Annotated in this window: 24 protein-coding genes; 10 read left to right on the forward strand and 14 right to left on the reverse strand. The window is 59.5% G+C overall.

Translation table 11 applies throughout. The features are described from left to right. Window positions 1–132: 132 nt before the first annotated feature. Window positions 133–1,332, reverse strand: a complete 1,200-nt coding sequence (tyrS, locus tag FQ192_RS16520; RefSeq protein WP_149659540.1) for a tyrosine--tRNA ligase — start codon at window positions 1,330–1,332, stop codon at window positions 133–135. 211 nt (window positions 1,333–1,543) lie between these two features. Here tyrS and FQ192_RS16525 point away from each other — a divergent pair, with 211 nt between their 5' ends. Continuing rightward, window positions 1,544–2,962, forward strand: a complete 1,419-nt coding sequence (locus tag FQ192_RS16525) for a peptidoglycan DD-metalloendopeptidase family protein (RefSeq protein WP_149659541.1) — start codon at window positions 1,544–1,546, stop codon at window positions 2,960–2,962. Window positions 2,963–2,964: 2 nt separating this feature from the next. Next, window positions 2,965–4,056 carry an anhydro-N-acetylmuramic acid kinase gene (locus FQ192_RS16530; RefSeq protein WP_149659542.1) on the forward strand — a complete coding sequence of 364 codons (1,092 nt, stop codon included), beginning with the start codon at window positions 2,965–2,967 and terminating at the stop codon, window positions 4,054–4,056. A gap of 67 nt (window positions 4,057–4,123) precedes the next feature. Here the strand turns inward: FQ192_RS16530 and erpA are convergent, their stop codons facing one another. Both erpA and argC read right to left on the reverse strand, forming a co-directional pair. Beyond that, window positions 4,124–4,474 carry an iron-sulfur cluster insertion protein ErpA gene (gene erpA / locus FQ192_RS16535; protein ID WP_149659543.1) on the reverse strand — a complete coding sequence of 117 codons (351 nt, stop codon included), beginning with the start codon at window positions 4,472–4,474 and terminating at the stop codon, window positions 4,124–4,126. A 155-nt stretch (window positions 4,475–4,629) separates the two neighbouring features. Then, window positions 4,630–5,664: an N-acetyl-gamma-glutamyl-phosphate reductase gene (gene argC, locus FQ192_RS16540; protein ID WP_123512992.1), complete on the reverse strand. Its 1,035-nt coding sequence runs from the start codon at window positions 5,662–5,664 to the stop codon at window positions 4,630–4,632. Window positions 5,665–5,799: 135 nt separating this feature from the next. Here argC and hemJ point away from each other — a divergent pair, with 135 nt between their 5' ends. The 6 genes from hemJ to coq7 all read left to right on the forward strand — a co-directional run bounded on the left by hemJ (window position 5,800) and on the right by coq7 (window position 10,419). Beyond that, entirely contained in the window at window positions 5,800–6,228 is a 429-nt protein-coding gene (gene hemJ / locus FQ192_RS16545; protein ID WP_149659544.1) for a protoporphyrinogen oxidase HemJ, read from the forward strand. Window positions 6,229–6,261: 33 nt separating this feature from the next. Next, complete coding sequence (locus tag FQ192_RS16550; protein ID WP_149659545.1) at window positions 6,262–7,230, forward strand: nitronate monooxygenase family protein; 969 nt, start codon at window positions 6,262–6,264, stop codon at window positions 7,228–7,230. 92 nt (window positions 7,231–7,322) lie between these two features. Next, window positions 7,323–8,309, forward strand: a complete 987-nt coding sequence (locus FQ192_RS16555; RefSeq protein ID WP_149659546.1) for a DUF805 domain-containing protein — start codon at window positions 7,323–7,325, stop codon at window positions 8,307–8,309. A gap of 62 nt (window positions 8,310–8,371) precedes the next feature. Next, on the forward strand, window positions 8,372–9,160 hold the full coding sequence (locus FQ192_RS16560) for an SDR family oxidoreductase (protein ID WP_149659547.1): 789 nt from the start codon (window positions 8,372–8,374) through the stop codon (window positions 9,158–9,160). 80 nt (window positions 9,161–9,240) lie between these two features. After that, window positions 9,241–9,579, forward strand: a complete 339-nt coding sequence (locus tag FQ192_RS16565; protein ID WP_149659548.1) for a histidine triad nucleotide-binding protein — start codon at window positions 9,241–9,243, stop codon at window positions 9,577–9,579. Window positions 9,580–9,771: 192 nt separating this feature from the next. Then, a complete protein-coding gene (gene coq7, locus FQ192_RS16570; protein ID WP_123410512.1) occupies window positions 9,772–10,419 on the forward strand; it encodes a 2-polyprenyl-3-methyl-6-methoxy-1,4-benzoquinone monooxygenase in 648 nt (215 codons plus the stop codon). A gap of 66 nt (window positions 10,420–10,485) precedes the next feature. Here the strand turns inward: coq7 and speD are convergent, their stop codons facing one another. Continuing rightward, window positions 10,486–11,280 (reverse strand): adenosylmethionine decarboxylase, encoded by a 795-nt coding sequence (speD, locus tag FQ192_RS16575; protein ID WP_149659549.1) that lies wholly within the window; start codon window positions 11,278–11,280, stop codon window positions 10,486–10,488. Window positions 11,281–11,519: 239 nt separating this feature from the next. Then, a complete protein-coding gene (locus FQ192_RS16580) occupies window positions 11,520–11,942 on the reverse strand; it encodes an OsmC family protein (protein WP_007941657.1) in 423 nt (140 codons plus the stop codon). A gap of 235 nt (window positions 11,943–12,177) precedes the next feature. On the opposite strand from FQ192_RS16580, the gene crp reads away from it, so the two are divergent. Further along, window positions 12,178–12,822, forward strand: a complete 645-nt coding sequence (crp, locus tag FQ192_RS16585) for a cAMP-activated global transcriptional regulator CRP (RefSeq protein ID WP_149659550.1) — start codon at window positions 12,178–12,180, stop codon at window positions 12,820–12,822. On the opposite strand, the gene FQ192_RS16590 is transcribed toward crp, so the two are convergent. The 4 genes from FQ192_RS16590 to FQ192_RS16605 all read right to left on the reverse strand — a co-directional run bounded on the left by FQ192_RS16590 (window position 12,819) and on the right by FQ192_RS16605 (window position 16,072). Continuing rightward, complete coding sequence (locus FQ192_RS16590; RefSeq protein ID WP_149659551.1) at window positions 12,819–13,520, reverse strand: lipoate--protein ligase family protein; 702 nt, start codon at window positions 13,518–13,520, stop codon at window positions 12,819–12,821. The two genes, crp and FQ192_RS16590, sit on opposite strands and share 4 nt — an antisense overlap. 66 nt (window positions 13,521–13,586) lie before the next feature. Continuing rightward, window positions 13,587–14,423, reverse strand: a complete 837-nt coding sequence (gene trpC / locus FQ192_RS16595) for an indole-3-glycerol phosphate synthase TrpC (protein WP_149659552.1) — start codon at window positions 14,421–14,423, stop codon at window positions 13,587–13,589. Continuing rightward, the gene (gene trpD, locus FQ192_RS16600; RefSeq protein WP_149659553.1) at window positions 14,420–15,469 is read right to left on the reverse strand and encodes an anthranilate phosphoribosyltransferase; all 1,050 of its coding nucleotides are present in this window, start codon (window positions 15,467–15,469) and stop codon (window positions 14,420–14,422) included. Before trpD ends, trpC begins: the two co-directional genes overlap by 4 nt. A 9-nt stretch (window positions 15,470–15,478) precedes the next feature. Beyond that, entirely contained in the window at window positions 15,479–16,072 is a 594-nt protein-coding gene (locus FQ192_RS16605; RefSeq protein ID WP_149659554.1) for an aminodeoxychorismate/anthranilate synthase component II, read from the reverse strand. 408 nt (window positions 16,073–16,480) lie between these two features. On the opposite strand from FQ192_RS16605, the gene estP reads away from it, so the two are divergent. Next, window positions 16,481–18,391 carry an esterase EstP gene (gene estP, locus FQ192_RS16610; protein WP_149659555.1) on the forward strand — a complete coding sequence of 637 codons (1,911 nt, stop codon included), beginning with the start codon at window positions 16,481–16,483 and terminating at the stop codon, window positions 18,389–18,391. A 271-nt stretch (window positions 18,392–18,662) separates the two neighbouring features. Here estP and trpE read toward each other — a convergent pair whose 3' ends face one another. The 5 genes from trpE to FQ192_RS16640 form a co-directional block, all read right to left on the reverse strand. Continuing rightward, complete coding sequence (trpE, locus tag FQ192_RS16620; protein WP_149659556.1) at window positions 18,663–20,144, reverse strand: anthranilate synthase component I; 1,482 nt, start codon at window positions 20,142–20,144, stop codon at window positions 18,663–18,665. A gap of 71 nt (window positions 20,145–20,215) precedes the next feature. After that, window positions 20,216–21,034 (reverse strand): phosphoglycolate phosphatase, encoded by an 819-nt coding sequence (locus FQ192_RS16625; RefSeq protein WP_149659557.1) that lies wholly within the window; start codon window positions 21,032–21,034, stop codon window positions 20,216–20,218. Then, on the reverse strand, window positions 21,031–21,705 hold the full coding sequence (rpe, locus tag FQ192_RS16630) for a ribulose-phosphate 3-epimerase (protein WP_123410522.1): 675 nt from the start codon (window positions 21,703–21,705) through the stop codon (window positions 21,031–21,033). The genes FQ192_RS16625 and rpe overlap by 4 nt, the downstream gene beginning before the upstream one ends. An 80-nt stretch (window positions 21,706–21,785) precedes the next feature. After that, the gene (locus FQ192_RS16635; RefSeq protein ID WP_149659558.1) at window positions 21,786–22,934 is read right to left on the reverse strand and encodes an iron-containing alcohol dehydrogenase; all 1,149 of its coding nucleotides are present in this window, start codon (window positions 22,932–22,934) and stop codon (window positions 21,786–21,788) included. 250 nt (window positions 22,935–23,184) lie between these two features. Then, window positions 23,185–24,009 (reverse strand): ABC transporter permease, encoded by an 825-nt coding sequence (locus FQ192_RS16640; protein ID WP_133835769.1) that lies wholly within the window; start codon window positions 24,007–24,009, stop codon window positions 23,185–23,187. Between the last annotated feature and the right edge of the window lie 8 nt (window positions 24,010–24,017).

Below are 24,017 nucleotides of genomic sequence, written 5' to 3' on the forward strand. Positions count from 1 at the left end.
GATGACCTGAAGCAACTCGCTGCCGAAAACTGCGTAACTCTTTGTTTACCAAGGAGTTTTCCGTTTCGACTGCGCCGGAAGTGGGGCGAATTATAGACTTCCAGAATCTGCCGTCAAGCACTGATTTCAGCTTTATTCGGATTTGAGCGTAATACGCGCAAAAGCCTTCTTACCAGCCTGACAAACATGGGTCGCGCCCAGTACGTATATAAAGGTGCGATCGACAACCTCACCATCTATACGCACGCCGCCCGAATTCAGAAGATCGCGCGCCACTGCCGAGTTCTTCACCAAGCCCGCCTTATTAAGGACAGCAGCAATCGGCATATCTTCAGCAGCAGTCAGCTCGATCTCTGGCAGATCATCCGGCAGCTCGCCTTCCTTCATACGGTTCCCCGCCGCACGGTGAGCACTGGCCGCAGCCTCCTCCCCATGGAAACGCGCAACAATCTCTTCAGCCAGCTTGATTTTGATGTCCCTTGGATTGGCACCCGCTTCGACATCAGCACGGAACGCAATGATCTCATCCATGGAACGGAAGCTGAGCAATTCGAAATAGCGCCACATCAGCGCATCCGGAATGGAAACCAGCTTGCTGTACATGACCCCAGGCGCTTCCTGGATGCCGACGTAGTTGCCCAACGACTTGGACATCTTCTTCACGCCGTCCAGACCTTCGAGCAACGGCATGGTCAGAATGCACTGCGGCTCCTGCCCATAACCACGCTGCAGTTCACGCCCCATCAGCAGGTTGAACTTCTGGTCGGTACCACCCAACTCGACGTCCGCGCGCAAGGCCACCGAGTCATAACCCTGAACCAACGGATACAGGAACTCATGAATGGCGATCGGCTGATTGGTTGTGTAACGCTTGTCGAAGTCATCGCGCTCGAGCATGCGAGCCACGGTGTACTGCGAAGTCAGACGAATGAAGTCGGCCGGCCCCATCTGATCCATCCAGGTGGAGTTGAATGCCACTTCGGTTTTGGCCGGATCGAGAATCTTGAAAACCTGAGTCTTGTAGGTCTCGGCATTCTCGAGAACCTGCTCGCGGGTCAGCGGAGGACGGGTGGCACTCTTGCCACTCGGATCGCCGATCATCCCGGTGAAGTCTCCTATAAGGAAGATCACCTGGTGCCCCAGCTCCTGGAACTGACGCAGCTTATTAATAAGCACTGTGTGACCCAGGTGCAAATCCGGCGCGGTCGGATCGAAGCCCGCCTTAATACGTAGCGGCTGGCCACGCTTGAGCTTTTCGATCAGCTCGGACTCGACCAATAGTTCTTCTGCACCACGTTTGATCAGCGCTAGCTGCTCTTCAACCGACTTCATAACAGACCCGCAAGGCTCAGATTCAAAGGGAACCAACCATACAAGATCGCGCACCAAATACAAGTTTTGCCCGGCGCACGCACGCCAATCCACAGACAGAGCATCCGCAGGCTTGCTTCAGAGATGATTTGGTTATATTTTATACAGTTATTTCATCTTCATCATGTCATTCATCTTTTCCAATTCATCTTTTCAAAGTCAAAAATTACCTATGACCACAGAACCGTCTAAAGCGCCGCCGCTTTACCCGAAGACCCACCTGCTTGCCGCAAGTGGGATCGCCGCCCTTCTCAGCCTGGCTCTCCTGGTATTTCCTTCCAGTGATGTTGAAGCCAAAAAGACGACCCTGAGCCTTGAACTGGAAAGTCCTGCTGAACAACTGACACAAGATCAAGACGCTGCCGATGCCGTCCAAGCCACAAATGAACCGGCAGGCTCCCCGTTCGCGCAGATCGAAGACAGCGCCGAAGACACCAAGGAAACCGCTCAAGCCGCCCCTGCGCCAGTGGTCGAACCAAAGAAAGCCCCCAACCATAAAGAAGTCATTGTTGGCAAAGGCGACACCCTCTCTACCCTGTTTGCAAAGGTCGGCCTGCCCGCCGCCTCAGTGCATGAAATTTTGGCCAGCGACAAGCAAGCCAAACAGTTCAGCCAACTCAAGCATGGTCAGAAGCTCGAATTCGAACTGAACCCTGAAGGCCAGTTGACCAACCTGCACAGCAAAGTCAGCGACCTCGAAAGCATCACCCTGACCAAGAACGACAAGGGTTATGTGTTCAACCGTATTACCGCCAAACCGACCGTACGCTCCGCCTACGTTCACGGCGTGATCAATAGCTCGCTGTCGCAGTCCGCGGCTCGCGCCGGCCTGTCCCACAGCCTGACCATGGACATGGCCAGCGTGTTTGGCTACGACGTCGACTTCGCCCAGGATATTCGCCAAGGCGACGAATTCGATGTGATCTACGAACAGAAAGTCGTCAACGGCAAGGCTGTCGGCACTGGCCCGATCCTGTCCGCACGCTTCACCAACCGCGGCAAGACCTACACCGCCGTGCGTTACACCAACAAACAAGGCAACAGCAGCTATTACACGGCTGACGGCAACAGCATGCGCAAGGCATTCATCCGTACTCCGGTAGACTTCGCCCGCATCAGCTCGAAATTCTCCATGGGCCGCAAGCATCCGATCCTGAACAAGATCCGCGCGCACAAAGGTGTCGATTACGCAGCACCACGCGGTACGCCGATCAAGGCAACCGGGGACGGCAAAGTTCTGCTGGCCGGTCGCCGTGGTGGTTACGGCAACACCATCATCATTCAGCACGGCAACACCTACCGTACGTTGTACGGCCACATGCAAGGTTTCGCCAAAGGCGTGCAGACTGGCGGCAGCGTCAAACAAGGCCAGGTGATCGGCTACATCGGCACCACCGGCCTGTCGACCGGCCCGCACTTGCACTATGAATTCCAGGTCAATGGCGTGCACGTCGATCCACTGGGCCAGAAGCTGCCGATGGCTGACCCGATTGCCAAAGGCGAGCGCTCGCGCTTCCTCGCGCAAAGCCAGCCATTGATGGCTCGGATGGACCAAGAGAAGGCCACCATGCTCGCGTCGAGCAAACGCTAAGCATGGCGCTCTATATAGGCGTGATGTCCGGGACCAGCCTTGATGGCCTGGACATTGCGCTGATCGAACAAACCCCGGCGATCAAACTGATCGCCACGCACTACATCCCCATGCCTGAATCCCTGCGCGCCGAGCTGCTTGGCCTGTGCGCCAGCGGCCCGGACGAGATTGCCCGCTCCGCCATCGCCCAACAGAACTGGGTGAATCTGGCAGCACAGGGCATTCACACCCTCCTCGATCAACAAAACCTGAAAGCCGAAGACATTCGCGCGATTGGCAGCCACGGCCAGACCATTCGCCACGAACCGGCACGCGGGTTCACGGTGCAAATCGGCAACCCCGCCCTGCTGACCGAGCTGACTGGCATCACCGTGGTCGGTGATTTCCGCAGTCGCGACGTCGCCGCAGGCGGCCAGGGCGCGCCACTGGTTCCAGCCTTTCACGAAGCCTTGTTTGAAGAACAGCCAGGCAACCGAGCAGTATTGAACGTCGGCGGTTTCAGTAACTTGAGCCTGATCGAGCCTGGCAAACCCGTAGCCGGTTTCGACTGCGGCCCGGGCAATGTGCTGTTGGATGCCTGGATTCACCAGCAACGCGGCGACAATTTCGATCGCGACGGCCGATGGGCAGCCAGCGGCAAGGTTGAACCCACCTTGTTGAGCGAGCTACTCAGTGATCCATTCTTCGTGACCAAAGGCCCCAAGAGCACCGGCCGCGAAGTATTCAACCTGCCTTGGCTGACGCAGCACCTCTCGCACTTGCCCACCTTCGCTCCTGAAGATGTACAGGCGACCCTGCTCGAACTGACCGCCCTGACCATTATTGAGTCACTGCAAAGTGCCCAATCAGATACCCGTGAATTACTGGTCTGCGGCGGCGGCGCCCACAACGCTACGCTGATGGCCCGCCTGGCGAGCCTGCTACCGAATGCCAAAGTCAGCAGCACCGCCGCTTACGGTGTCGACCCGGACTGGGTCGAAGCCATGGCCTTCGCCTGGCTGGCCCATTGCTGCCTCGAAGGCATCGCCGCCAACCGCCCAAGCGTCACCGGTGCCCGCGGCTTGCGCGTACTCGGCGCCATCTACCCTGCTTAAAGGCCAGACAGCAAAACGCCGCAGGGCTGTGAAACCCTGCGGCGCCTTGTAATTCGGTGATGCGCGATCAGATCGAGAACGAAGAACCGCAACCACAGGTGGTGCTGGCGTTCGGATTCTTGATCACGAACCGCGAACCTTCCAGACCTTCCTGATAATCCACCTCAGCACCTACCAGGTACTGGAAGCTCATCGGGTCTACGACCAGACTCACACCTTCGCGCTCGACGATGGTGTCGTCATCGGCCACTTCTTCATCGAAGGTGAAGCCGTACTGAAAACCTGAACAACCACCGCCCGTAACAAATACGCGCAGCTTCAAGCGATCATTCCCCTCTTCATCGACCAGGCTCTTCACCTTGTGCGCGGCACCGTGGGTGAATTGCAAAGCCGTGGGGGTGAAGGATTCGACGCTCATGCTAACTATCTCCCGGCGTTACGCCGCCATAATGCGTGATGACGGGCATTATCCGCTTCTCCTAGAAAATTGGTCAACTATTAGAAGGAGCAGCGGCAAGCTTCAAGTCGTTAGCTTTAAGCTTAAGGCTTACAACTTGAAGCTTGTGGCTGCGCTTAAGGCAGCATGCCCGCGTGGGACAGACCCAAGCGTTCATCCAGCCCGAACAGGATGTTCAGGTTCTGCACCGCCTGGCCCGACGCGCCCTTGACCAGGTTATCGATCACCGACAACACCACCACCAGGTCACCATCCTGTGGACGATGCACGGCGATACGGCAAACGTTGGCACCGCGCACGCTGCGCGTTTCCGGATGGCTGCCGGCCGGCATCACATCGACGAACGGTTCGTTGGCGTAACGCTTTTCAAACAGCGCCTGCAGATCCACCGAACGATCGACGACGGTCGCGTACAGCGTCGAGTGAATGCCGCGAATCATCGGCGTCAGGTGCGGAACGAAGGTCAGGCCAACGTCTTTGCCCGATGCGCGACGCAGCCCCTGGCGAATTTCCGGCAGGTGACGGTGACCTTTGACCGCGTAGGCCTTCATGCTTTCCGACGTCTCGGAGTACAAGGAACCTACCGCTGCGCCCCGACCAGCACCGCTGACACCCGACTTGCAGTCAGCGATCAAACGGGAAGTGTCCGCCAGACCGGCTTCGAGCAATGGCAGGAAACCCAACTGGGTTGCGGTTGGATAGCAACCCGGCACGGCGATCAGGCGCGCTTGCTTGATCTGCTCGCGATTGACTTCAGGCAGGCCATAGACCGCCTCTTCCAGCAACTCCGGTGCACCGTGCGGCTGGCCGTACCACTTGGCCCATTCATCAGCGTCTTGCAGACGGAAGTCCGCCGACAGATCGATGACCTTGGTGCCGGCAGCCAGCAATTCACCAGCCAGGGCATGGGCAACACCATGTGGCGTGGCGAAGAACACCACATCGCAGGCGCCCAGGGTCTTGATGTCCGGAACGCTGAACGCCAGGCCGTCGTAGTGGCCTCGCAGGTTCGGGTACATATCAGCCACGGCCAGACCGGCCTCGGATCGGGAAGTGATCACTACCACTTCAGCTTGCGGATGCTGTGCCAACAGACGCAGCAATTCGACACCGGTGTAACCCGTGCCGCCGACGATACCGACCTTGACCATAAACCTGCCCTCAACGAACCCACTGGAAAGCCGTCGATAATAGGGCCCGTATCGTCCTGCGACAACCGGCAAGGTGACGTGCGGACGCTCAAGCCTCTACTATCCGGGCTACCGTGAACCTGGGAATAACTAAAAATGCTTTATCTGTGGCTCAAAGCGCTTCACATCGTCAGCATGGTCTGCTGGTTTGCCGGCCTGTTTTACCTGCCGCGACTGTTCGTCTATCACGCGCAAAGCGAAGACACCGTCAGCAAGGAACGCTTCAGCCTCATGGAGCGCAAGTTGTATCGGGGCATCATGGGCCCGGCGATGATCGCCACCCTGGTCTTCGGCCTTGCCCTGATCTACCTCAACCCGAGCATCTTCAGCCAGGGCGCCTGGATCCACGCCAAGTTGACCCTCGTGGTGATCCTGATCGGCTACCACCACATGTGCGGCGCCCAGGTAAAACGTTTTGCCCGTGGCGAAAACACCCGCAGCCATGTCTTTTATCGCTGGTTCAATGAAGTGCCGGTTCTGATATTGCTGGCTATCGTAATTCTGGTCGTCGTTCGACCGTTCTAATCCAATAAGCAAACATCTATCGGGGTACTTCCAATGTCGCTGCCCGCTCTGCTCGAACAACGTCTACGCCTGCCGGTAGTGGCCGCGCCGATGTTCCTGATCTCCAATCCTCAGCTGGTGCTGGCCTGCTGCCGAAATGGCGTAGTGGGCAGTTTTCCTGCGCTGAACCAGCGCGAGAGCAGCGGCTTCAAGGCCTGGTTGGAAGAAATCGAAGCAGGCTTGGCGACACTGGAAAACCCGGCGCCGTACGCGGTGAACCTGATCGTCCACAACAGCAACCCGCGCCTGCAAGCGGACCTGGATATCTGCATCGAGCACAAGGTGCCGATCGTGATCACCAGCCTCGGTGCCGTGAAAGAACTGGTCGATGCTGTGCACAGCTATGGCGGCTTGGTGTTTCACGACGTGACGACGCGCCGCCACGCGGAGAAAGCCGCCGAGGCGGGTGTCGACGGTTTGATCGCGGTGGCTGCGGGAGCCGGCGGACACGCCGGAACCTGGAGCCCGTTTTCGCTGATTGCCGAGATTCGCCAGTTCTTTGACAAGACCCTGCTGCTGGCCGGCTGCCTGAACCATGGCCACGAGATTCTCGCCGCACAATTGCTCGGTGCGGATTTGGCCTACTTCGGCACGCGATTTATCGGCACCACTGAAAGTCACGCGCCTGACGCCTACAAGGAGATGTTGCTGACATCCAGAGCGGCGGACATTGTTCATACTCCAGCGGTGTCGGGTGTACCGGCGAGTTTCATGCGTCAGAGCCTGGAGGCCGCCGGCTTCGACATGGCCGCCTTGCAGGGCAAGGGTGAAGTGAACTTCGGTTCCAAGCTCAAGCCCATCAGCGATGAAGCCAAAGCCTGGAAAACCGTGTGGTCTGCCGGGCAGGGTGTAGGGGAAATCGATGACCTGCCGAGTGTCGATCAATTGGTCGCACGGCTGGACGCGGAATACCGCAAGGCGCTGGAGCTGGCGGCACAACTGCCAAAACGCTGGCCGCGCTGAGATGAAAATTTTGGCCAGCCAACCCGGCTGGCTTTACACTCCACACCTGTAACGTTTCCTAACTTAATTTCTCGCGACAAGGATGCCTCGCAATGAGCGACAACCGTTTCAAGATTGTTTTCGACGGCGCTCTGCTGCCAGGTGTTGATGTCACTACCGCCAAGTTTAATCTCGCCGAGCTGTATAAAAGCGAAGTGGCTGCCGTTGAACGGCTGTTCACCGGCAAGACGGTCACGCTCAAGCAAGGCTTGTCGCAGATCGACGCGCAAACCTACCTGCAGGCGCTGACGAAAACCGGTATCGATGCCCGAATCGAAAGCGAACCGTCGATAGAGCTCAATCTGGCCGATGCTCACGAGCATGTGCCCGCCAGCAGCCAACCAGTTTTCGCCGAGCCCTCCTCCCCTTACGCGCCGCCCCGAGCCGCTGTCGGCGAAAGCCTGCCGGCGTTTTCCACGCTCAAGCCCTTCGGCGTCGAAGGCCGCATCGGTCGCTTGCGCTATCTGGCGTGGACGATGGCCCTGACGCTGGTCATGCTGGCCGTAGGCTCCGTAGCGGCCCTACTGGCCATCGCGATCATCAGTGCCGATTCCACCGCAGGCTTGATTATTGGCGGCCTGATAGCGGTCATCCTGTGCTTCGCCCTCGCGGTCGTCAGTATTCAGATCAGCGTCCAGCGCCTGCACGACATCGGTTGGTCCGGCTGGCTCTGGCTGCTGAATCTTGTGCCGCTCCTGGGCAGTTTCTTCCCGTTCGTGATCATGGCGGTGCCCGGCAGCAACATTGCCAACCAATACGGCCCACCTCCTCCGCCGAATAGCACGGCCGTCAAGGTGTTGGCTTCGCTCTGGGTTGTGCTTACAGCGATCATCTTCATAGCTTTGCTGGCGGGCGGCTTCAACGCTATCGAGCAAGAGTACGAAACTGCGGCGCAAACCAGCTACGACAGTGGCTCGGTAACCACTGACGAGGTCGAAGCCGAGCCAGCTGACGAGGCCGTGCAAGCACCCGATTCCGCAGACGATGAAGCCGAAGAGGCCGAAGAAGCCCCGGCCCCTGTAGACTCTGCGAAAGAATGAACAGCGCTCCCCGCCCGTGACACCTGCGTCGCCGGCGCGGAGCTGTTGCGATGGAGAACTGCATGACCCGTTACGCTCTGATCACTGGCGCTTCCAGCGGTATCGGCCTGGCAATGGCCGAAGCGCTGGCCCGCCGTGGCCGCAGCCTGATTCTGGTGGCCCGACAGCGTGATCAGCTGGAAAGCATTGCGATTGAACTGACTCAGCGTTTTGGCGTGGAAGTGCTATTCCGCGCCTGCGATCTGGGCGAGCCCTTGAGGCTGTCTGGGTTCCTGCTGGAACTGGAAGAAGGTGATCGCCAGATCGATCTGCTGGTCAACTGCGCCGGTATCGGTACGTGCGGCCCGTTCCTGGCCCAGGACTGGATGACCGAGCAGGACTTGATCGAGGTGAACATCCTCGCCCTCACCCGCCTGTGTCACGCCATCGGTAACAGCATGGCGTTGCAGGGCGGCGGGCAGATTCTGAATGTCGCCTCGGTGGCGGCGTTCCACCCCGGCCCGTGGATGAGCACTTACTACGCGAGCAAAGCGTACGTGCTGCACTTTTCCGAAGGCTTGCGCGTCGAGCTGAAGAAATGTGCGGTCAAGGTGTCGGTGCTGTGCCCAGGTCCTACGCGCACGGCGTTTTTCCACACGGCGCAACTGGACACCGTCAAAGTCACCGACAGTAGACTGCTGATGAGCCCCGAAGAAGTGGCGCTGTATACCGTGCGGGCCCTGGCCAAAAATCGCGCCATCATTATTCCTGGCCGACTTAATCGCTGGTTCGCCGTCCTGCCGCGATTCGGTTCGCGATGGCTGACCCGGACAATCGCCGGTATGGTCAACAAGGCTTACTGCCCGCGCTGAAACCCTTGAAGGTAATAAGCTGGGCTCGCGCCTACCCCATGGGTACACTCAGGCCAGCCCAAACAACGGAGAAAACAGCTGTGGATACTCTGTTCACCAAGATCATCAACCGGGAAATCCCGGCCAGGATCATCTACGAGGACGACCAGGTACTGGCCTTCCACGACATCGCCCCACAGGCACCGGTGCATTTTCTGGTCATCCCGAAAAAAGCGGTGCGCACCCTCAATGACCTGACCGAAGAGGACAAGGCATTGGCCGGGCATATCCTGTTCACCGCCCAACGCCTGGCGCTGGAGCTGGGCTGTGAAAAAGGTTTCCGCGTGGTCATGAACTGCAATGAAGACGGTGGGCAGACTGTCTACCACATTCATATGCATGTGCTCGGTCAGCGCCAGATGACCTGGCCGCCGGGCTGATTCAACACCTTCCCCTGTAGGAGCGAGGCTTGCCCCGCGAAGAACGATAACGCGGTCTATCTGAATGACCGCGTCACCCCTTTCGCGGGCAAGCCTTGCTCCTACAGGTCGCGGTGCTGCAATGACCCAGCGCAAACCTTCCCCGGCCGATTCGGTTAAACTGGCCGCCGAGATTCCCCCCCGGAGGTCAGCATGACTACCCAGCGTCACTACTCGCCGATTGACCGCCTTCTGCTGCAAGCCGATGCCGCGATGCGTACCCTGCTGCCGTTCAGTGGTCAGCCGTACCGTCCGTCGCCAGCCATCGTGCAGCCCGAAACGCAAATGAGCGATGAAGACACCCGGCACGTGGCCGGCCTGATGCGCATCAACCATACCGGCGAAGTCTGCGCCCAGGCGCTGTACCAGGGCCAGGCCCTGACCGCCAAGCTGCCGCACGTGCGCGCCGCGATGGAACATGCTGCCGAAGAAGAAATCGATCACCTGGTGTGGTGCGAACAACGTATCCACCAATTGGGCAGTCACACCAGCATTCTCAATCCGCTGTTTTATGGCATGTCGTTCGGGATTGGCGCTGTCGCCGGCTTGATCAGCGACAAGGTCAGCCTGGGGTTTGTGGCGGCTACCGAGCATCAGGTGTGCAAGCACTTGAATGAACATCTTGAACAGTTGCCGGCCGAGGATGAAAAATCCCGGGCGATTCTTGAGCAGATGCGCATTGATGAAGAACATCATGCGGAGAGCGCGCTGGACGCTGGCGGATTCCGCTTCCCGGCGCCGGTGAAGTTCGGAATGAGTTTGTTGGCCAAGGTAATGACCAAGAGTACGTATCGGATTTGATCCCTGCGAAACCCATAAAAAAGGCGACTACCCCGAGGTAGTCGCCTTTTTTTGTATTCGAAAATCTTAGCTCGGCATGTTGCGCGCGTAGAAGATTTCCAGCATTTCGTGTTTCACACGTTCAGTCACCTGGGCACGTTGCTCAGAGGACAGGCTGTTGGTCGCGTCGCCGAACAGGTAATCGTCCAGTTCGAAGTTCTTCAACAGCATTTTGGTGTGGAACAGGTTTTCCTGGTACACGTTCACGTCAGTCATCTGGTAACTGTCGCGGGTGTCTTCGGAGAGGTAGTTCTGGATCGAATTGATCTCGTGGTCGATGAAGTGCTTTTTGCCTTCAACGTCACGGGTGAATCCGCGCACGCGATAATCCACGGTCACGATGTCCGAATCGAACTGGTGAATCAGGAAGTTGAGCGCTTTAAGCGGTGAAATGACACCACAGGTCGACACGTCAATGTCCACACGGAATGTCGCAATACCGTCCACCGGATGGATTTCCGGGTAGGTGTGCACCGTGATGTGGCTCTTGTCGAGGTGGGCCAGGATAATCTCGGGCAACGGGCCCGGGGACTCTTCGATCTGGCTGTCGGTCGGGGTGACCGGCTCTTCAGAGATCAGAATCGTGACGCTGGCGCCCTGTGGATCGTAATCCTGACTGGCGATGTTCAGGATGTTGGCACCAATGATATCGACAACTTCTGTGAGGATCTGCGTCAGGCGCTTCGCGTTGTACTCTTCATTGATGTACTCGACGTAAGCCTGCTGGTCTTGCGGGGTTTCCGCGTAGCAGATGTCATAGATGTTGAAGCTCAAGGTCTTAGTCAGGTTATTGAACCCGTGGAGCTTGAGTCTGCTTTTCACCGTTAAAAACTCTCTATGTATTGCGGCCCGGGCCGCGTGATCAAGCATGCCCGTCAGATGCGAACAACGCAGCTGCGTAGGACGGTTAACACCTCTTCGCGATGGCGATTTTGGTTGTCCGTTCGGATCAGCGGCCTGTCGGTTGACGGGCCACGACCCTGAAAAAAGTGGCGCATTATGCAGACGTCAGCTATGGATCGCCAGAGTCTGCACTGCTTTTATGATAGTTGAATGTCGAATCAACCGAGTTCGATGATCTCGTAGTCGTGGGTAATCGCCACGCCAGCCGCGCCGAGCATGATCGAGGCCGAGCAATACTTCTCGGCGGACAGTTCGATGGCGCGTTTGACCTGGGCTTCTTTCAGACCCCGGCCCTTGACCACGAAGTGCATGTGGATCTTGGTGAACACCTTGGGATCTTCGGTCGCGCGTTCGGCTTCGAGGAAGGCTTCGCAGCTTTCGACGGCCTGCCGGGACTTCTTGAGAATGCTGACCACATCGAAATTGCTGCAACCGCCGACACCCAGCAGGAGCATCTCCATCGGGCGTACACCCAGGTTGCGACCACCGGCGTCCGGCGGACCGTCCATGACCACGACATGACCACTGCCGGATTCGCCGAGGAACATGGCTTCGCCAGCCCATTGGATGCGTGCCTTCATCGCCAAGACTCCACTGTATAAAAAAGGGTCGCCAGCTTAGCACAGGGCCTCGCAATGACAGCGCCTCGCCTTCCTAGGACGGACGTGCCAATCTCCCGCGTAAATTCTCGAATCCTGAAGGAATGTGTCTGTTAAGCTGGCGCCAATTCGCTGGCGCTTAGCCAACCCTGCAGCGTCGTCATCAGCAATTCATAAAAAAACCAACCACACCGTGCAGTCTTTTCGGGATACAACCATGGTTGCTATTACCCCAACACCCAAAATCAAGAACCTCGACAAGCTGTTGATGCACTGCCAGCGCCATCGTTATGCGGCCAAGAGCAACATCATCTGTGCCGGCGATCGTTCGGACACGCTGTTCTTCATCATCAAGGGCTCGGTCACCATCCTGATCGAGGACGATGACGGCCGCGAGATGATCATCTCCTACCTGAACGCCGGGGACTTTTTCGGCGAGCTCGGGCTGTTTGAACAGGCCGGCATGGAACAGCAACGCAGTGCCTGGGTACGCGCCAAGGTCGAATGCGAAGTCGCGGAAATCAGCTACGCGAAGTTCCGCGAACTGTCCCAGCAAGATCCAGACATTCTTTACGTACTGAGCGGACAAATCGCACAGCGCCTGCGCAATACCACGCGCAAGGTCGGCGACCTGGCCTTCTTCGATGTGACCGGCCGTGTCGCCCGCTGCCTGCTGGAACTGTGCAAGCAGCCAGACGCCATGACCCACCCGGACGGCATGCAGATCAAGGTGACCCGTCAGGAAATCGGGCGGATTGTCGGGTGTTCCCGGGAGATGGTCGGTCGCGTGCTCAAGGATCTTGAGGAACGCAACCTGGTGGATGTCAAAGGCAAGACCATGGTGGTCTTCGGCACGCGTTAAGCCTCGAACATCTCTGCCAGCAACTGGCGGTACAGCGCATGGAGGCGCTCCAGCGCATCAGGCGCAGCGAACTTTTCATGCAAGGCGATGTGGCTTTCGGCACGAACCCGCTGTTCCAGGCCGCACGCTTCATTGAAGCGGTTGACCGCCGCGACCATCGATTCCCGTTCGTTATCCAGCAACAACGCCCCGTGCACCAAGCCTACCGGACGCGTTCCACCCTTGCTCTGACGCCAGCGCTGGGCGGTGCCGACCATCTTGCGCCCGTCGAGGTTGACGTTGAAGCGGCCATCACAGAAGGCGCCGTCGACCTCCCCCAATGACGAGACGCCGCCCAACTCATCCAGCAGCTGACACATCGGGTTGCAGAGCCGGCGGTAAGCGGTTTCGATGCGGTTTTGGTCACCTTCGCTGCGCGGTGCTGCATAGACCAGGGCAATGTTGATCGTTGCGGCCGATTGCGGCACCGGTTCACCGCCGGTTTCGCGCAGCAGCACCGGCCAGCCCGCCGCCGCCGACACCTCGCACGCGGCGTCGAAACCCGGAAGACGATTCAACCGGCGCGGCATGACCAGCGCTCGATCGCTTGGCTGCCAAAACAGCAGGCCAAACTCTGAATCGCCGGTGCACACATGCGCCAACAGATCCTGCTCGGCAAGCAGGCCGGCTTCGACAGTCAGGGCAACGGGCTGGGTCATGGCAGCAAAATCCTTTGTCGGGGCTATAAAAAAGCCGGCATCGCCGGCTTCTTCATTGAATCAGGTTCAGTCGAGTGTAGAACCGCTCACTGCAGTGCCGCGCTCTGGGAAGAACAAACGCTGCAGCTCGGTGCCCGGGCTTTCGGCGCGCATGAACGCTTCGCCAACCAGGAACGCATACACGTCGCTGATTTCCATCAGCTCGACATCGGCGCGATTGAAAATGCCGCTCTCGGTAATCACCAGGCGATCACGGGGGATGCGCGGCAACAGGTCGAGGGTGGTTTCCAGATTCACGTCGAAGGTGTGCAGGTTGCGGTTGTTCACGCCGACCAACGGCGTGTCGAGGGTTTTCAAGGCCCGCTCCAGCTCGTTGCCATCGTGGACTTCCACCAGCACATCGAGGCCGACACTCTTGGCCACCGCCGCCAGTTCGGCCATTTTCACGTCGTCCAGAGCGGAGACGATCAACAGCACGCAGTCGGCGCCCAGGGCCCGGGCTTCAACGATCTGATACGGATCGATCATGAAGTCCTTGCGGATCACCGGCAGCTTGCACGCGGCGCGCGCTTGTTGCAGATAGGCATCGGCACCCTGGAAAAAATCGATATCGGTGAGCACGGAGAGGCACGTGGCGCCGCCCTTCTCGTAGCTCTTGGCGATGTCGGCCGGCACGAAGTTCTCGCGGATCACGCCTTTGCTCGGCGAGGCCTTTTTGATTTCAGCAATCACCGCCGGCTGCTTGAGCTTGGCCTGGGCGATCAGTGCCCGGGCAAAACCACGGGGTGCATCGGCAGCCTTGGCCAGGCTTTCCAGCTCGGCCAGGCTGACACGGGCGCTACGCTCGGCAACTTCCTGGACCTTGCGGGCCAGAATGTTTTCCAGAACCGTCGGTACACTCATCCCTCATTCTCCACTCGAAATACCGCGGTAAACGCACCCAACTCCTCGAGTTTTTCCCGAGCGAGGCCGGTGTGCAGCGCGTCGTGCGCCAGGGCAACGCCCTCTTTCAAACTTGTTGCGTGGTCAGCGGCATACAGCGCGGCACCGGCATTGAGCACGATCATCTCGGCGGCTTTCTGGCCGTTCTCGGTCTTGCGTTTGCCCAGGGCATCGCGGATCAGTTCGAGGGAAGCGGCCGGGCTGTCCACCGCGAGGCCGTGCAGGCTCTGGCTCTTCATGCCCAGGTCTTCCGGCTCGACCCAATACTCGGTGATCTGATCGTTCTTCAGCTCCGCGACGAACGTCGGCGCTGCGAGGCTGAATTCGTCCAGGCCATCCTTCGAATGCACCACCAGCACATGTTTGCTGCCCAGACGCTGCAAGACTTCGGCCAATGGCCGGCACAGCGCCGGGTTGAACACGCCCACCACCTGATGTTTCACGCCGGCCGGATTCGTAAGCGGGCCGAGCATGTTGAACAGGGTGCGCAGGCCAAGGTCCTTGCGCGGACCGGCGGCGTACTTCATGGCACTGTGGTGCGTCTGGGCGAACATGAAACCGATGCCGACGTTATCGATACAGCGCGCGACCTGAATTGGCGTCAGGTTCAAATAGATCCCGGCGGCTTCCAGCAAGTCAGCGCTGCCGCTCTTGCCCGAGACGGCACGGTTACCGTGCTTGGCCACCGTGCAACCGGCCGCTGCAACCACGAAGGAAGACGCGGTCGAGACGTTGAAGATATTGGCGCCGTCACCGCCGGTGCCGACCACATCGACCACGCCGTCGAGGGTCTTGAGTTCGACTTTGTCCGCCAGCTCACGCATGACCGATACCGCACCGACGATTTCGTCGATGCTTTCGCTCTTCATGCGCATGGCCATCATGAACGCGCCAATCTGCGCGTCCGAGCATTGCCCGGTCATGATTTCACGCATGACATCGCGCATTTCATCGGTGCTGAGGTCGAGGTGATCGACGATACGGCCCAGGGCTGTCTTGATGTTCATGAAAAGTCCTTAGCGCGTGCCGCCGGTTTGTTTGAGGAAGTTGGCGAACAGCTCGTGGCCCTGCTCGGTGAGGATCGATTCCGGGTGGAATTGCACACCCTCGATGTTCAGCGTCTTGTGGCGCAGGCCCATGATTTCGTCGACCGAGCCGTCTTCGAGCTGGGTCCAGGCGGTCAGCTCCAGGCACTCGGGCAAGGTTTCACGCTTGACGATCAACGAGTGGTAGCGGGTGACGGTCAGCGGACGGTTCAGGCCTTCGAAAACACCCTTGTCCTCGTGGAATACCGGACTAGTCTTACCGTGCATCACCTGACGGGCGCGCACCACATCACCGCCAAAGGCCTGGCCGATGGACTGGTGGCCGAGGCAGACACCGAGGATCGGCAGTTTGCCGGCGAAGTGTTTGATCGCTTCGATGGAGATGCCAGCTTCGGTCGGCGTGCAAGGACCGGGGGACACGACGATGCGCTCAGGATTGAGGGCCTCGATTTCGGCGATGGTGAGTTCATCGTTGCGCACGACTTTGACCTGGGAGCCAAGCTCACCAAGGTACTGCACAACGTTGTAAGTAAAAGAGTCGTAGTTATCGATCATCAGCAACATGGCGCTGGGAACCTCTTGAATTCACTGACTTTTAATACAGCCTTCGAATGATTACCCGCAGTGTGCTGCGCTTTGTCAGGTGCTGGAGTGGCGCCAGCAAAGCGGCATTTCAAACAGGTACAGAAGGCGAAGCGGGTACAGGTCCGGCGGGGCCGGCAAAAGAATTCAGGCGCGCCAACGCCAGCGGGCGTGTGCCTTGATGACTTGATCCAGGAGTTTGCTGATGATCAACACGGGAAAGGTCTCATTCATACGTCTCGGCACAGTAACTTAGCTGGGCAGAGCGTGCAATAAGGCGCACGCCAAGGCTGGCGAAACAAATGAAGGCTTCGCGACAGATGGCAAAAGGCCGGAAGTTTTTGGTACTGTCGTTTCGTTCTCTACAACAATAATTAAACGGACTTGCACATGATCAAACAGACGTTGTTTGTACCGCTCGCCAGTTGCCTGCTCGCCATGGCCTGCGCCCAGGCGAATGCGGCGCCCAATCCTTACACGAGTTTCATCGTCTTCGGCGACAGCCTCAACGACGCCGGGACCTTCGCCGACACCGGCGGGCCTGCCGGGTCCACCCAGCGCTTCACCAACCGCACCGGCCCGGTCTACCTGGACGGCAGCGGTGAAGAACGCTCGCTCAACGCCACGCAAATTCTTGGGGGAAAACTGGGGTATTCGGCGGACCAGACAGCGTCCTCGTCTTCGGCAGTACGCGCCAACGAAGGCCAGCCCGATGGTAACAACTGGGCGGTCGGCGGTTATCGCACCGACCAGATCCTCGATTCGATCACCAGCACTTCCGCCACTGGCGAACGCACCCGCGCGGGCTATCTGCCGTCGAACGGCTTTCGCGCCGACCCGAATGCACTGTATTACCTCTCGGGCGGTGGTAACGATTTCCTGCAAGGTCGCGTGACCAGCCTGCCCCAGGCCAGCGCCGCCGCCGATCGCCTGGCCAGCAGCGCACAAGCCCTGCAACAGGCCGGCGCCCGTTACATCATGGTCTGGCTGCTGCCGGATATCGGCTTTACCCCGGCGTTCAATGGCTCGCCGTTGCAAGACTTCACGTCCCAACTGAGCAACCAGTTCAACACCGAACTGGTGAGCCAACTGCAGGGCATCAACGCCAACATCATCCCGCTGAACATTCCGGTGTTGCTCAAAGAGACGTTTGCCAACCCGGGGCAGTTCGGCCTGGCCACTGACCAAAACCTGAGCGCCACCTGCTTCAGCGGCAACAGTTGCACCGAGAACGCTCGCTACGGAATCAACAGTGCGACGCCGGACCCAACCAAGCTGATCTACAACGACTCGGTGCACCCGACCGAAGCCGGGCAACGCCTGATTGCTGATTACGCCTACTCGCTGTTGTCCGCGCCATGGGAGGCGACCCTGTTGCCGCAAATGGCCCAGGGCACTTTGCGCTCCCATCAGGATGAATTGCGTAACCAGTGGCTGGCGGATTGGGAAAACTGGCAAGGCGTGGGTCAATGGCGGGCGATTGTCGCCGGTGGCGGCCAGCATCAAGACTTCGACAGCCAGCGCAGCGGCGCCAGTGCTGACGGCAATGGCGCCAACCTGAACATCGGTGGCAGCTACCGGCTGAATGACGCATGGCGCGTCGGCCTGGCTGCGGGTTTCTACAACCAGAAGCTTGAAGCCGGTGACAACGATTCGGACTACAAGCTCAACACCTACATGGGTACGGCGTTCGCTCAGTATCAGCAGAATCGTTGGTGGGGTGATGCGGCCGTGACGGCCGGGCATCTGGACTACGACAGCCTCAAACGCAAATTCCAGCTGGGGGTCAACGAACGCGGGGAGAAAGGCGATACCGACGGTTACCTGGTGGCTTTCAGTGGTCGCGTCGGTTACGACATCGCGCCACTGGCGAGCAGCCCATGGCACCTGTCGCCGTTCGTCAGCGCCGACTTCGCCAAGGTAGAGGTCGACGGTTACTCGGAGGATGGCGCCGACTCCACCGCCCTGACGTTCGATGACCAGTCACGCATCTCCCGGCGTCTTGGCATTGGCCTCCAGGGCAAGTATCAGATCACCTCGCAGACCCAGGTATTCGGCGAACTGGCCCACGAGCGTGAGTACAACGACGATACCCAGGACGTGACCATGAACCTCAACAGCCTGCCGGGCAACCGCTACACCCTGGCCGGCTACACCCCGCAAACCAATCTGAACCGTTTGAACCTGGGTGTGAGTCATAACCTCACCAAGGATTTGGCGTTGCGGGCGAGTTATGACATTCGCAAGGATGATGACTTTACCCAGCAGGGCGTGAACCTTGGGGTGAGCCTGGACTTCTAAATCGTTAGATCAAAAGATCGCAGCCTTCGGGGGACGCGATCTTTTGGTGATCTGAATTGGCAGGCCATAAAAAACGCGGCGCCCTCACAGGCGCCGCGTTTTTTATGCTGAACACTTATTGTGGCGAGGGGGCTTGCCCCCGTTCGGCTGCGCAGCAGTCGCAAATCCAGACCGCTCGATAAACCTGAAAGAATGCAGGGGGCCGCTTCGCGCCCCAACGGGGGCAAGCCCCCTCGCCACAAAAGCTCGCTCACACAGGTTTCGTGTGAACTCAGCCTTCGGGGGTTTGCTCGGCCAACGCGACCGCGCGGAACATCGCACGCCGTTTGTTCAGGGTTTCTTCCCATTCCAGCGCCGGCACCGAATCGGCGACGATGCCGCCACCGGCCTGCACGTGCAGTTCGCCGTCCTTGATCACCGCAGTGCGGATCGCAATCGCAGTGTCCATGTTGCCGTTCCAGGCGAAGTAACCCACCGCCCCGCCGTAGACGCCACGCTTGACCGGCTCCAGCTCGTCGATGATTTCCATCGCGCGAATCTTCGGTGCGCCGGACAAGGTGCCCGCCGGCAGAATCGCCCGCAGCGCGTCCATCGCCGTCAGCCCGGCCTTCAATTGCCCGGTGACGTTGGAGACGATGTGCATCACGTTCGAATAGCGCTCGATCACCATCTTCTCGGTGAGTTTCACCGAACCGATTTCCGAAACCCGGCCAGTGTCGTTGCGGCCAAGGTCAATCAGCATCAAGTGCTCGGCGATTTCCTTGTCGTCGGACAGCAGGTCTTTTTCCAGCGCCAGATCCGCTTCTTCGTTGGCTCCGCGTGGGCGGGTGCCGGCAATCGGGCGCACGGTGATCAGGTTGTCTTCGACCCGCACCAGCACTTCCGGCGAACTGCCGACGACGTGGAAGTCGCCGAAGTTGAAGAAGTACATGTAAGGCGTCGGGTTGAAGCAACGCAGCGCCCGGTACAGATCGATGGGCGCCGCCTTGAAGTCGATCGACATGCGCTGGGACGGCACGACCTGCATGCAGTCACCCGCCAGAATGTATTCCTTGATGGTGTCGACAGCTTTTTCGTAATCGTCCTGGGTGAAGCTCGAACGGAACACCGGGTCAGCCGACTGTTGCTTGCTGAAGTCCAGGCCACGACGCGGGGTGATTGGCTGGCGCAGTTTCTCCAGCAACTCTTCCAGACGTGCCTGACCTTGCTCGAAGGCATCGGCTTGCGCCGGGTCGGCAAGGACAATCGCGTGCATCTTGCCGGCGAGGTTGTCGAACACCACCACCGCGTCGGACACCATCAGCAGAATGTCCGGCACGCCCAGTGGATCGGGGTTCGGGCATTTGCCCAGACGCTTTTCCACATAACGCACGCAGTCATAACCGAAGTAACCCACCAGCCCGCCGTTGAAGCGCGGCAGCCCAGGGATGGTCGGGACGTTGTAGCGGGCTTTGAATGCTTCGACGAAGGCCAGTGGGTCTTCGGCCTCAAGGCTTTCGATCTCGACGCCGTCGTGGGTCACGCTGATGTGGTGATCGTGAACCCGCAGCACGGTGCGGCACGGCAGGCCGATGATCGAGTAACGGCCCCACTTCTCCCCGCCCTGCACCGATTCCAGCAGGTAGGAATTGGGCTCGTCGGCCAGTTTCAGGTAGATCGACAGCGGCGTGTCGAAGTCGGCCAGGGTTTCACAGGCCATCGGGATACGGTTATAGCCGGCAGCGGCCAAACGCAGGAATTCTTCGCGGATCATGGGGTAGCCTCGTGGCTTGAGGGTCTAACAGTCAGGTATGCAAACGCGCCGGGATGCCGGCCAGGAACAAGTCAGGCGCGCCAACGCCAGCGGGCCAGGGCCTTGATGACTTTCATCCAGAGTTTGCGAGTGACCACCACGATGGCGTTTCCAGAAGGGGGTTGAGCAGCGTCGGGCAACGTTATCTCAGCCGCCGGGTCCAGGCAACCGGGAATTAGCTTGCGCAGATCGTCGATCACCAGCGCCGGTGACTCTTCGGCAATCGGCCGGCCATGGTTGTAGCCATAACTCAGCGCCACACACTTGACCCCCGCTGCTTTCGCCGCCAGCACATCACTGCGCGAATCGCCGACAAACAACGACTGCGACGCCGGAATGTTGGCCATTTTCATCACGAAAAACAGCGCGGCCGGGTCGGGTTTCTTCTGCGGCAGGGTGTCGCCGCCGATGATCCATTTGAAGTAACGGCCGATCTTCATCTGATCCAGCAGCGGCGCGACAAAGCGCTCCGGCTTGTTGGTGATCAGCGCCATCTCGACGCCCTGCTTGTGCAGCCATTTCAGGGTGTCGCGCACGCCGGGATAGACCACGGTCAGTTCATGGCTGCCACCGTAGGCTTCCATAAAAATCTCCAGCGCACCTTCGGCCTCACCGTCATCGACCGCCGAATGGTCGATGCCACCGGCCAGCGCGCGGCGAACCAACACCGGCGCACCGTTACCGACCCACTCGCGCACCGACTCAAGGCCGGCGGGTTCACGGCCCATTTTGAGCAGCATGTTATCCACGGCAACCGCGAGGTCGGGGACCGAATCGATCAGCGTGCCATCCAGATCGAACATCACCAGCCGCGGCAGACGCCCCGGGAACAGCTGCTCAAAGCCACTCATGGACGAGCCAGCGCCAGTTCGGCACGCATCTTCTCGATCACTTCCTGGTAGTTCGGCGCATTGAAGATCGCCGAGCCGGCCACGAAGGTATCAGCGCCGGCAGCGGCGATTTCACGGATGTTGTTCACATTGACCCCGCCGTCGATTTCCAGGCGAATGTCGCGCCCCGAAGCATCGATCAGCGCACGGGCCTGACGCAGTTTGTCGAGGGTGCCAGGAATGAACTTCTGCCCGCCGAAGCCCGGGTTGACGCTCATCAGCAGGATCATGTCGACCTTGTCCATCACGTACTCAAGCACGCTCAGGGGAGTGGCTGGGTTGAACACCAGGCCCGCCTTGCAGCCGCCCTCGCGGATCAGTTGCAGGGAACGGTCGACGTGCTGGGTGGCTTCCGGGTGGAAGGTGATGTAGGTCGCGCCGGCTTCAATGAAGTCACCGACGATGCGATCCACCGGGCTGACCATCAAGTGGGCGTCGATCGGCGCGGTCACGCCGTACTTGCGCAGTGCCGCGCAGACCATCGGGCCGATGGTCAGGTTGGGCACGTAATGATTGTCCATGACATCGAAGTGCACGAAGTCGGCGCCAGCGGCCAGGACGTTGTCCACTTCTTCGCCCAGGCGGGCGAAGTCGGCGGAGAGAATCGACGGAGCAATTACGAAGGGCTGCATGACGCACCTTTTCTGAGCAGAATCACGATGGCGCGCATTGTATACCTCATGCTTTGACGCGCGCGACGTGACCGCGATGATCAGTAGGCCGCTCGGTAGATCTTCTCGATATCGACGGCGCTCAACTTGCGTGGATTGTTGCGCATCAGGCGCTCGATCCCCGCCGCTTCCACGGCCATGGCCGGGATCGCGTCTTCGGGCACGCCGAAGCTGCGCAGGCCCAGGGGAATCTCCACCGCCAGGCACAACGCGGTCATCGCCTCCACGGCTTTGTCCGCCGCATCGATGGCGCTCAAGTGCGCGGTTTTCACGCCCATGGCCTCGGCAATATCCTGCATGCGCTCGACGCAGGCCAACTTGTTCCAGGTCATCACATACGGCAGCAGCAACGCATTACTGACGCCGTGGGCAATGTTGTAGCGCCCGCCCAGCGGGTACGCCAGCGCATGCACCGCGCCGACCCCGGCATTGCCGAACGCCATGCCGGCCATCAGGCTGGCGGTGGCCATGTCTTCGCGGGCTTGCAGGTTGGCCGGGTTGGCGTAGGCCTTGGGCAGCGCCTGGGTAATCAGCTTGATCGCACCAATCGCCAAGGCATCGGTGATCGCCGAGGCATTCAGCGACAGGTAGGACTCGACCGCATGCACCAGCGCATCGACGCCACTGGCGGCAGTGACACTGCGCGGGCAGGTCAGGGTCATTTGCGGGCTGACCAGCGCCACGTCCGGTAATAGATAGTCGCTGACGATGCCTTTCTTCAGCTGCGCGAGCTTGTCGGAGAGGATGGCCACGTTGGTGACTTCCGATCCGGTGCCGGCGGTGGTCGGGATGGCGATCAGCGGCGGGCCTTTGCGCGGCACCTGATCGACGCCGAACAGATCTTCCAGCGCGCCGTGATAACCGGCATAGGCTGCGACACTTTTGGCGATATCGATGGCGCTGCCGCCACCCAGGCCAATCAACCCGTCATGCCCGCCTTCGCGGTAGACGCGCATGCAGTCTTCGACGATGGCGATTTCCGGGTCGGGCAGCACGCGGTCGAACACCTCATAGGTGCGGTCGCCCAGGTGCGCCAGCGCCAGCTCGACCGTGCCGGACTTGACCAGGGCGGCGTCGGTGACGATCAGCGGGTTATCGACATCCAGGCGTGTCAGCTCGGCGGCCAGTTGCTCGATGGCACCGGCGCCGGTGATCAGTTTGTGGGCAATTTTGAAAGAGGAAAGACTCATGTGCGCAGCCTCTTATCGTTAGGGGAGCTGGGCACAATAGTAGCTGGGGATTGGGGTTTGTCGTTTATTCACGACGCGAATGATTGAGGTGACCTGTAGGAGCGAGGCTTGCCCGCGAAGACGGTGAGTCAGTCAACATAGATGTTTAATGTGCTGAAGCCTTCGCGGGCAAGCCTCGCTCCTACAGGATTAGGTCCGATCATCCCCAAGGCATTCCCACGCAGAGCATGGGAACGATCAGCGGTGCAGGTCAGACCTGGGCGGTGCGCAGTTTTTCGCTGCGGCCACGCAGCCATTCCAGGGTCAGCAGCAGGATCACCGAGAAGGCAATCAGCAACGTCGCGGCGGCGGCAATCGTCGGGCTGAGGTTTTCGCGGATGCCGCTGAACATCTGCCGTGGCAAGGTCGCTTGCTCGGGACCAGCGAGGAACAGTGTCACCACAACCTCATCGAACGACGTCGCGAAAGCAAACAGCGCCCCGGAGATCACACCCGGCGCGATCAACGGCAAGGTCACCCGACGGAACGCGGTCAGCGGCGAGGCACCGAGGCTCGCAGCGGCACGCACCAGGTTGTGGTTGAACCCCTGCAACGTCGCCGACACCGTGATGATCACGAACGGCACGCCCAACACCGCATGCACCACGATCAGCGAAAAGAAGCTGTTACCCAAACCCAACGGCGCAAAGAACAGATAACTCGCCACACCAATGATCACCACCGGCACCACCATCGGCGAAATCACCAGCGCCATCACCAGCGCTTTGCCGGGGAAGTCGCCACGGGTCAGGCCAATCGCCGCCAGCGTGCCGAAGACCATCGCCAGCACCGTGGCCGCCGGGGCGACGATGATGCTGTTCTTCAACGAGCGCATCCATTCGGCCGAGGCGAAGAAGTCCTGGTACCAGTGCAGCGAGAAGCCCTGCAGTGGGTACACCAGGAAACTGCCCGAGTTGAACGACAACGGAATGATCACCAGCACCGGCAGGATCAGGAACAGCAAAACCAAGCCGCAGAGAATCCGCAAACTGTAGAACCACACCCGCTCAATGGGCGACATATAAGGACTCAGCATTTCGTTCT

Source organism: Pseudomonas sp. ANT_J12 (genome assembly GCF_008370045.1).
Classification (GTDB): Bacteria; Pseudomonadota; Gammaproteobacteria; order Pseudomonadales; family Pseudomonadaceae; genus Aquipseudomonas.

Bases quoted from the DNA above. Each gene is read 5' to 3' on its own strand.
- FQ192_RS16625 (WP_149659557.1), bottom strand. From the start codon at position 21,034: ATGAGTGGCTTTGAGCAGCTGTTCCCGGGGCGTCTGCCGCGGCTGGTG.
- trpE (WP_149659556.1), bottom strand. From the start codon at position 20,144: ATGATCCGCGAAGAATTCCTGCGTTTGGCCGCTGCCGGCTATAACCGT.
- FQ192_RS16555 (WP_149659546.1), top strand. From the start codon at position 7,323: ATGAGCGACAACCGTTTCAAGATTGTTTTCGACGGCGCTCTGCTGCCA.
- FQ192_RS16640 (WP_133835769.1), bottom strand. From the start codon at position 24,009: ATGCTGAGTCCTTATATGTCGCCCATTGAGCGGGTGTGGTTCTACAGT.
- trpC (WP_149659552.1), bottom strand. From the start codon at position 14,423: ATGAGTGTACCGACGGTTCTGGAAAACATTCTGGCCCGCAAGGTCCAG.
- FQ192_RS16550 (WP_149659545.1), top strand. From the start codon at position 6,262: ATGTCGCTGCCCGCTCTGCTCGAACAACGTCTACGCCTGCCGGTAGTG.
- FQ192_RS16635 (WP_149659558.1), bottom strand. From the start codon at position 22,934: ATGAGTCTTTCCTCTTTCAAAATTGCCCACAAACTGATCACCGGCGCC.
- FQ192_RS16590 (WP_149659551.1), bottom strand. From the start codon at position 13,520: ATGACCCAGCCCGTTGCCCTGACTGTCGAAGCCGGCCTGCTTGCCGAG.
- trpD (WP_149659553.1), bottom strand. From the start codon at position 15,469: ATGAACATCAAGACAGCCCTGGGCCGTATCGTCGATCACCTCGACCTC.
- estP (WP_149659555.1), top strand. From the start codon at position 16,481: ATGATCAAACAGACGTTGTTTGTACCGCTCGCCAGTTGCCTGCTCGCC.
- hemJ (WP_149659544.1), top strand. From the start codon at position 5,800: ATGCTTTATCTGTGGCTCAAAGCGCTTCACATCGTCAGCATGGTCTGC.
- FQ192_RS16605 (WP_149659554.1), bottom strand. From the start codon at position 16,072: ATGTTGCTGATGATCGATAACTACGACTCTTTTACTTACAACGTTGTG.
- FQ192_RS16560 (WP_149659547.1), top strand. From the start codon at position 8,372: ATGACCCGTTACGCTCTGATCACTGGCGCTTCCAGCGGTATCGGCCTG.
- FQ192_RS16530 (WP_149659542.1), top strand. From the start codon at position 2,965: ATGGCGCTCTATATAGGCGTGATGTCCGGGACCAGCCTTGATGGCCTG.
- crp (WP_149659550.1), top strand. From the start codon at position 12,178: ATGGTTGCTATTACCCCAACACCCAAAATCAAGAACCTCGACAAGCTG.
- FQ192_RS16580 (WP_007941657.1), bottom strand. From the start codon at position 11,942: ATGAAGGCACGCATCCAATGGGCTGGCGAAGCCATGTTCCTCGGCGAA.
- rpe (WP_123410522.1), bottom strand. From the start codon at position 21,705: ATGCAGCCCTTCGTAATTGCTCCGTCGATTCTCTCCGCCGACTTCGCC.
- tyrS (WP_149659540.1), bottom strand. From the start codon at position 1,332: ATGAAGTCGGTTGAAGAGCAGCTAGCGCTGATCAAACGTGGTGCAGAA.
- FQ192_RS16525 (WP_149659541.1), top strand. From the start codon at position 1,544: ATGACCACAGAACCGTCTAAAGCGCCGCCGCTTTACCCGAAGACCCAC.
- erpA (WP_149659543.1), bottom strand. From the start codon at position 4,474: ATGAGCGTCGAATCCTTCACCCCCACGGCTTTGCAATTCACCCACGGT.
- coq7 (WP_123410512.1), top strand. From the start codon at position 9,772: ATGACTACCCAGCGTCACTACTCGCCGATTGACCGCCTTCTGCTGCAA.
- argC (WP_123512992.1), bottom strand. From the start codon at position 5,664: ATGGTCAAGGTCGGTATCGTCGGCGGCACGGGTTACACCGGTGTCGAA.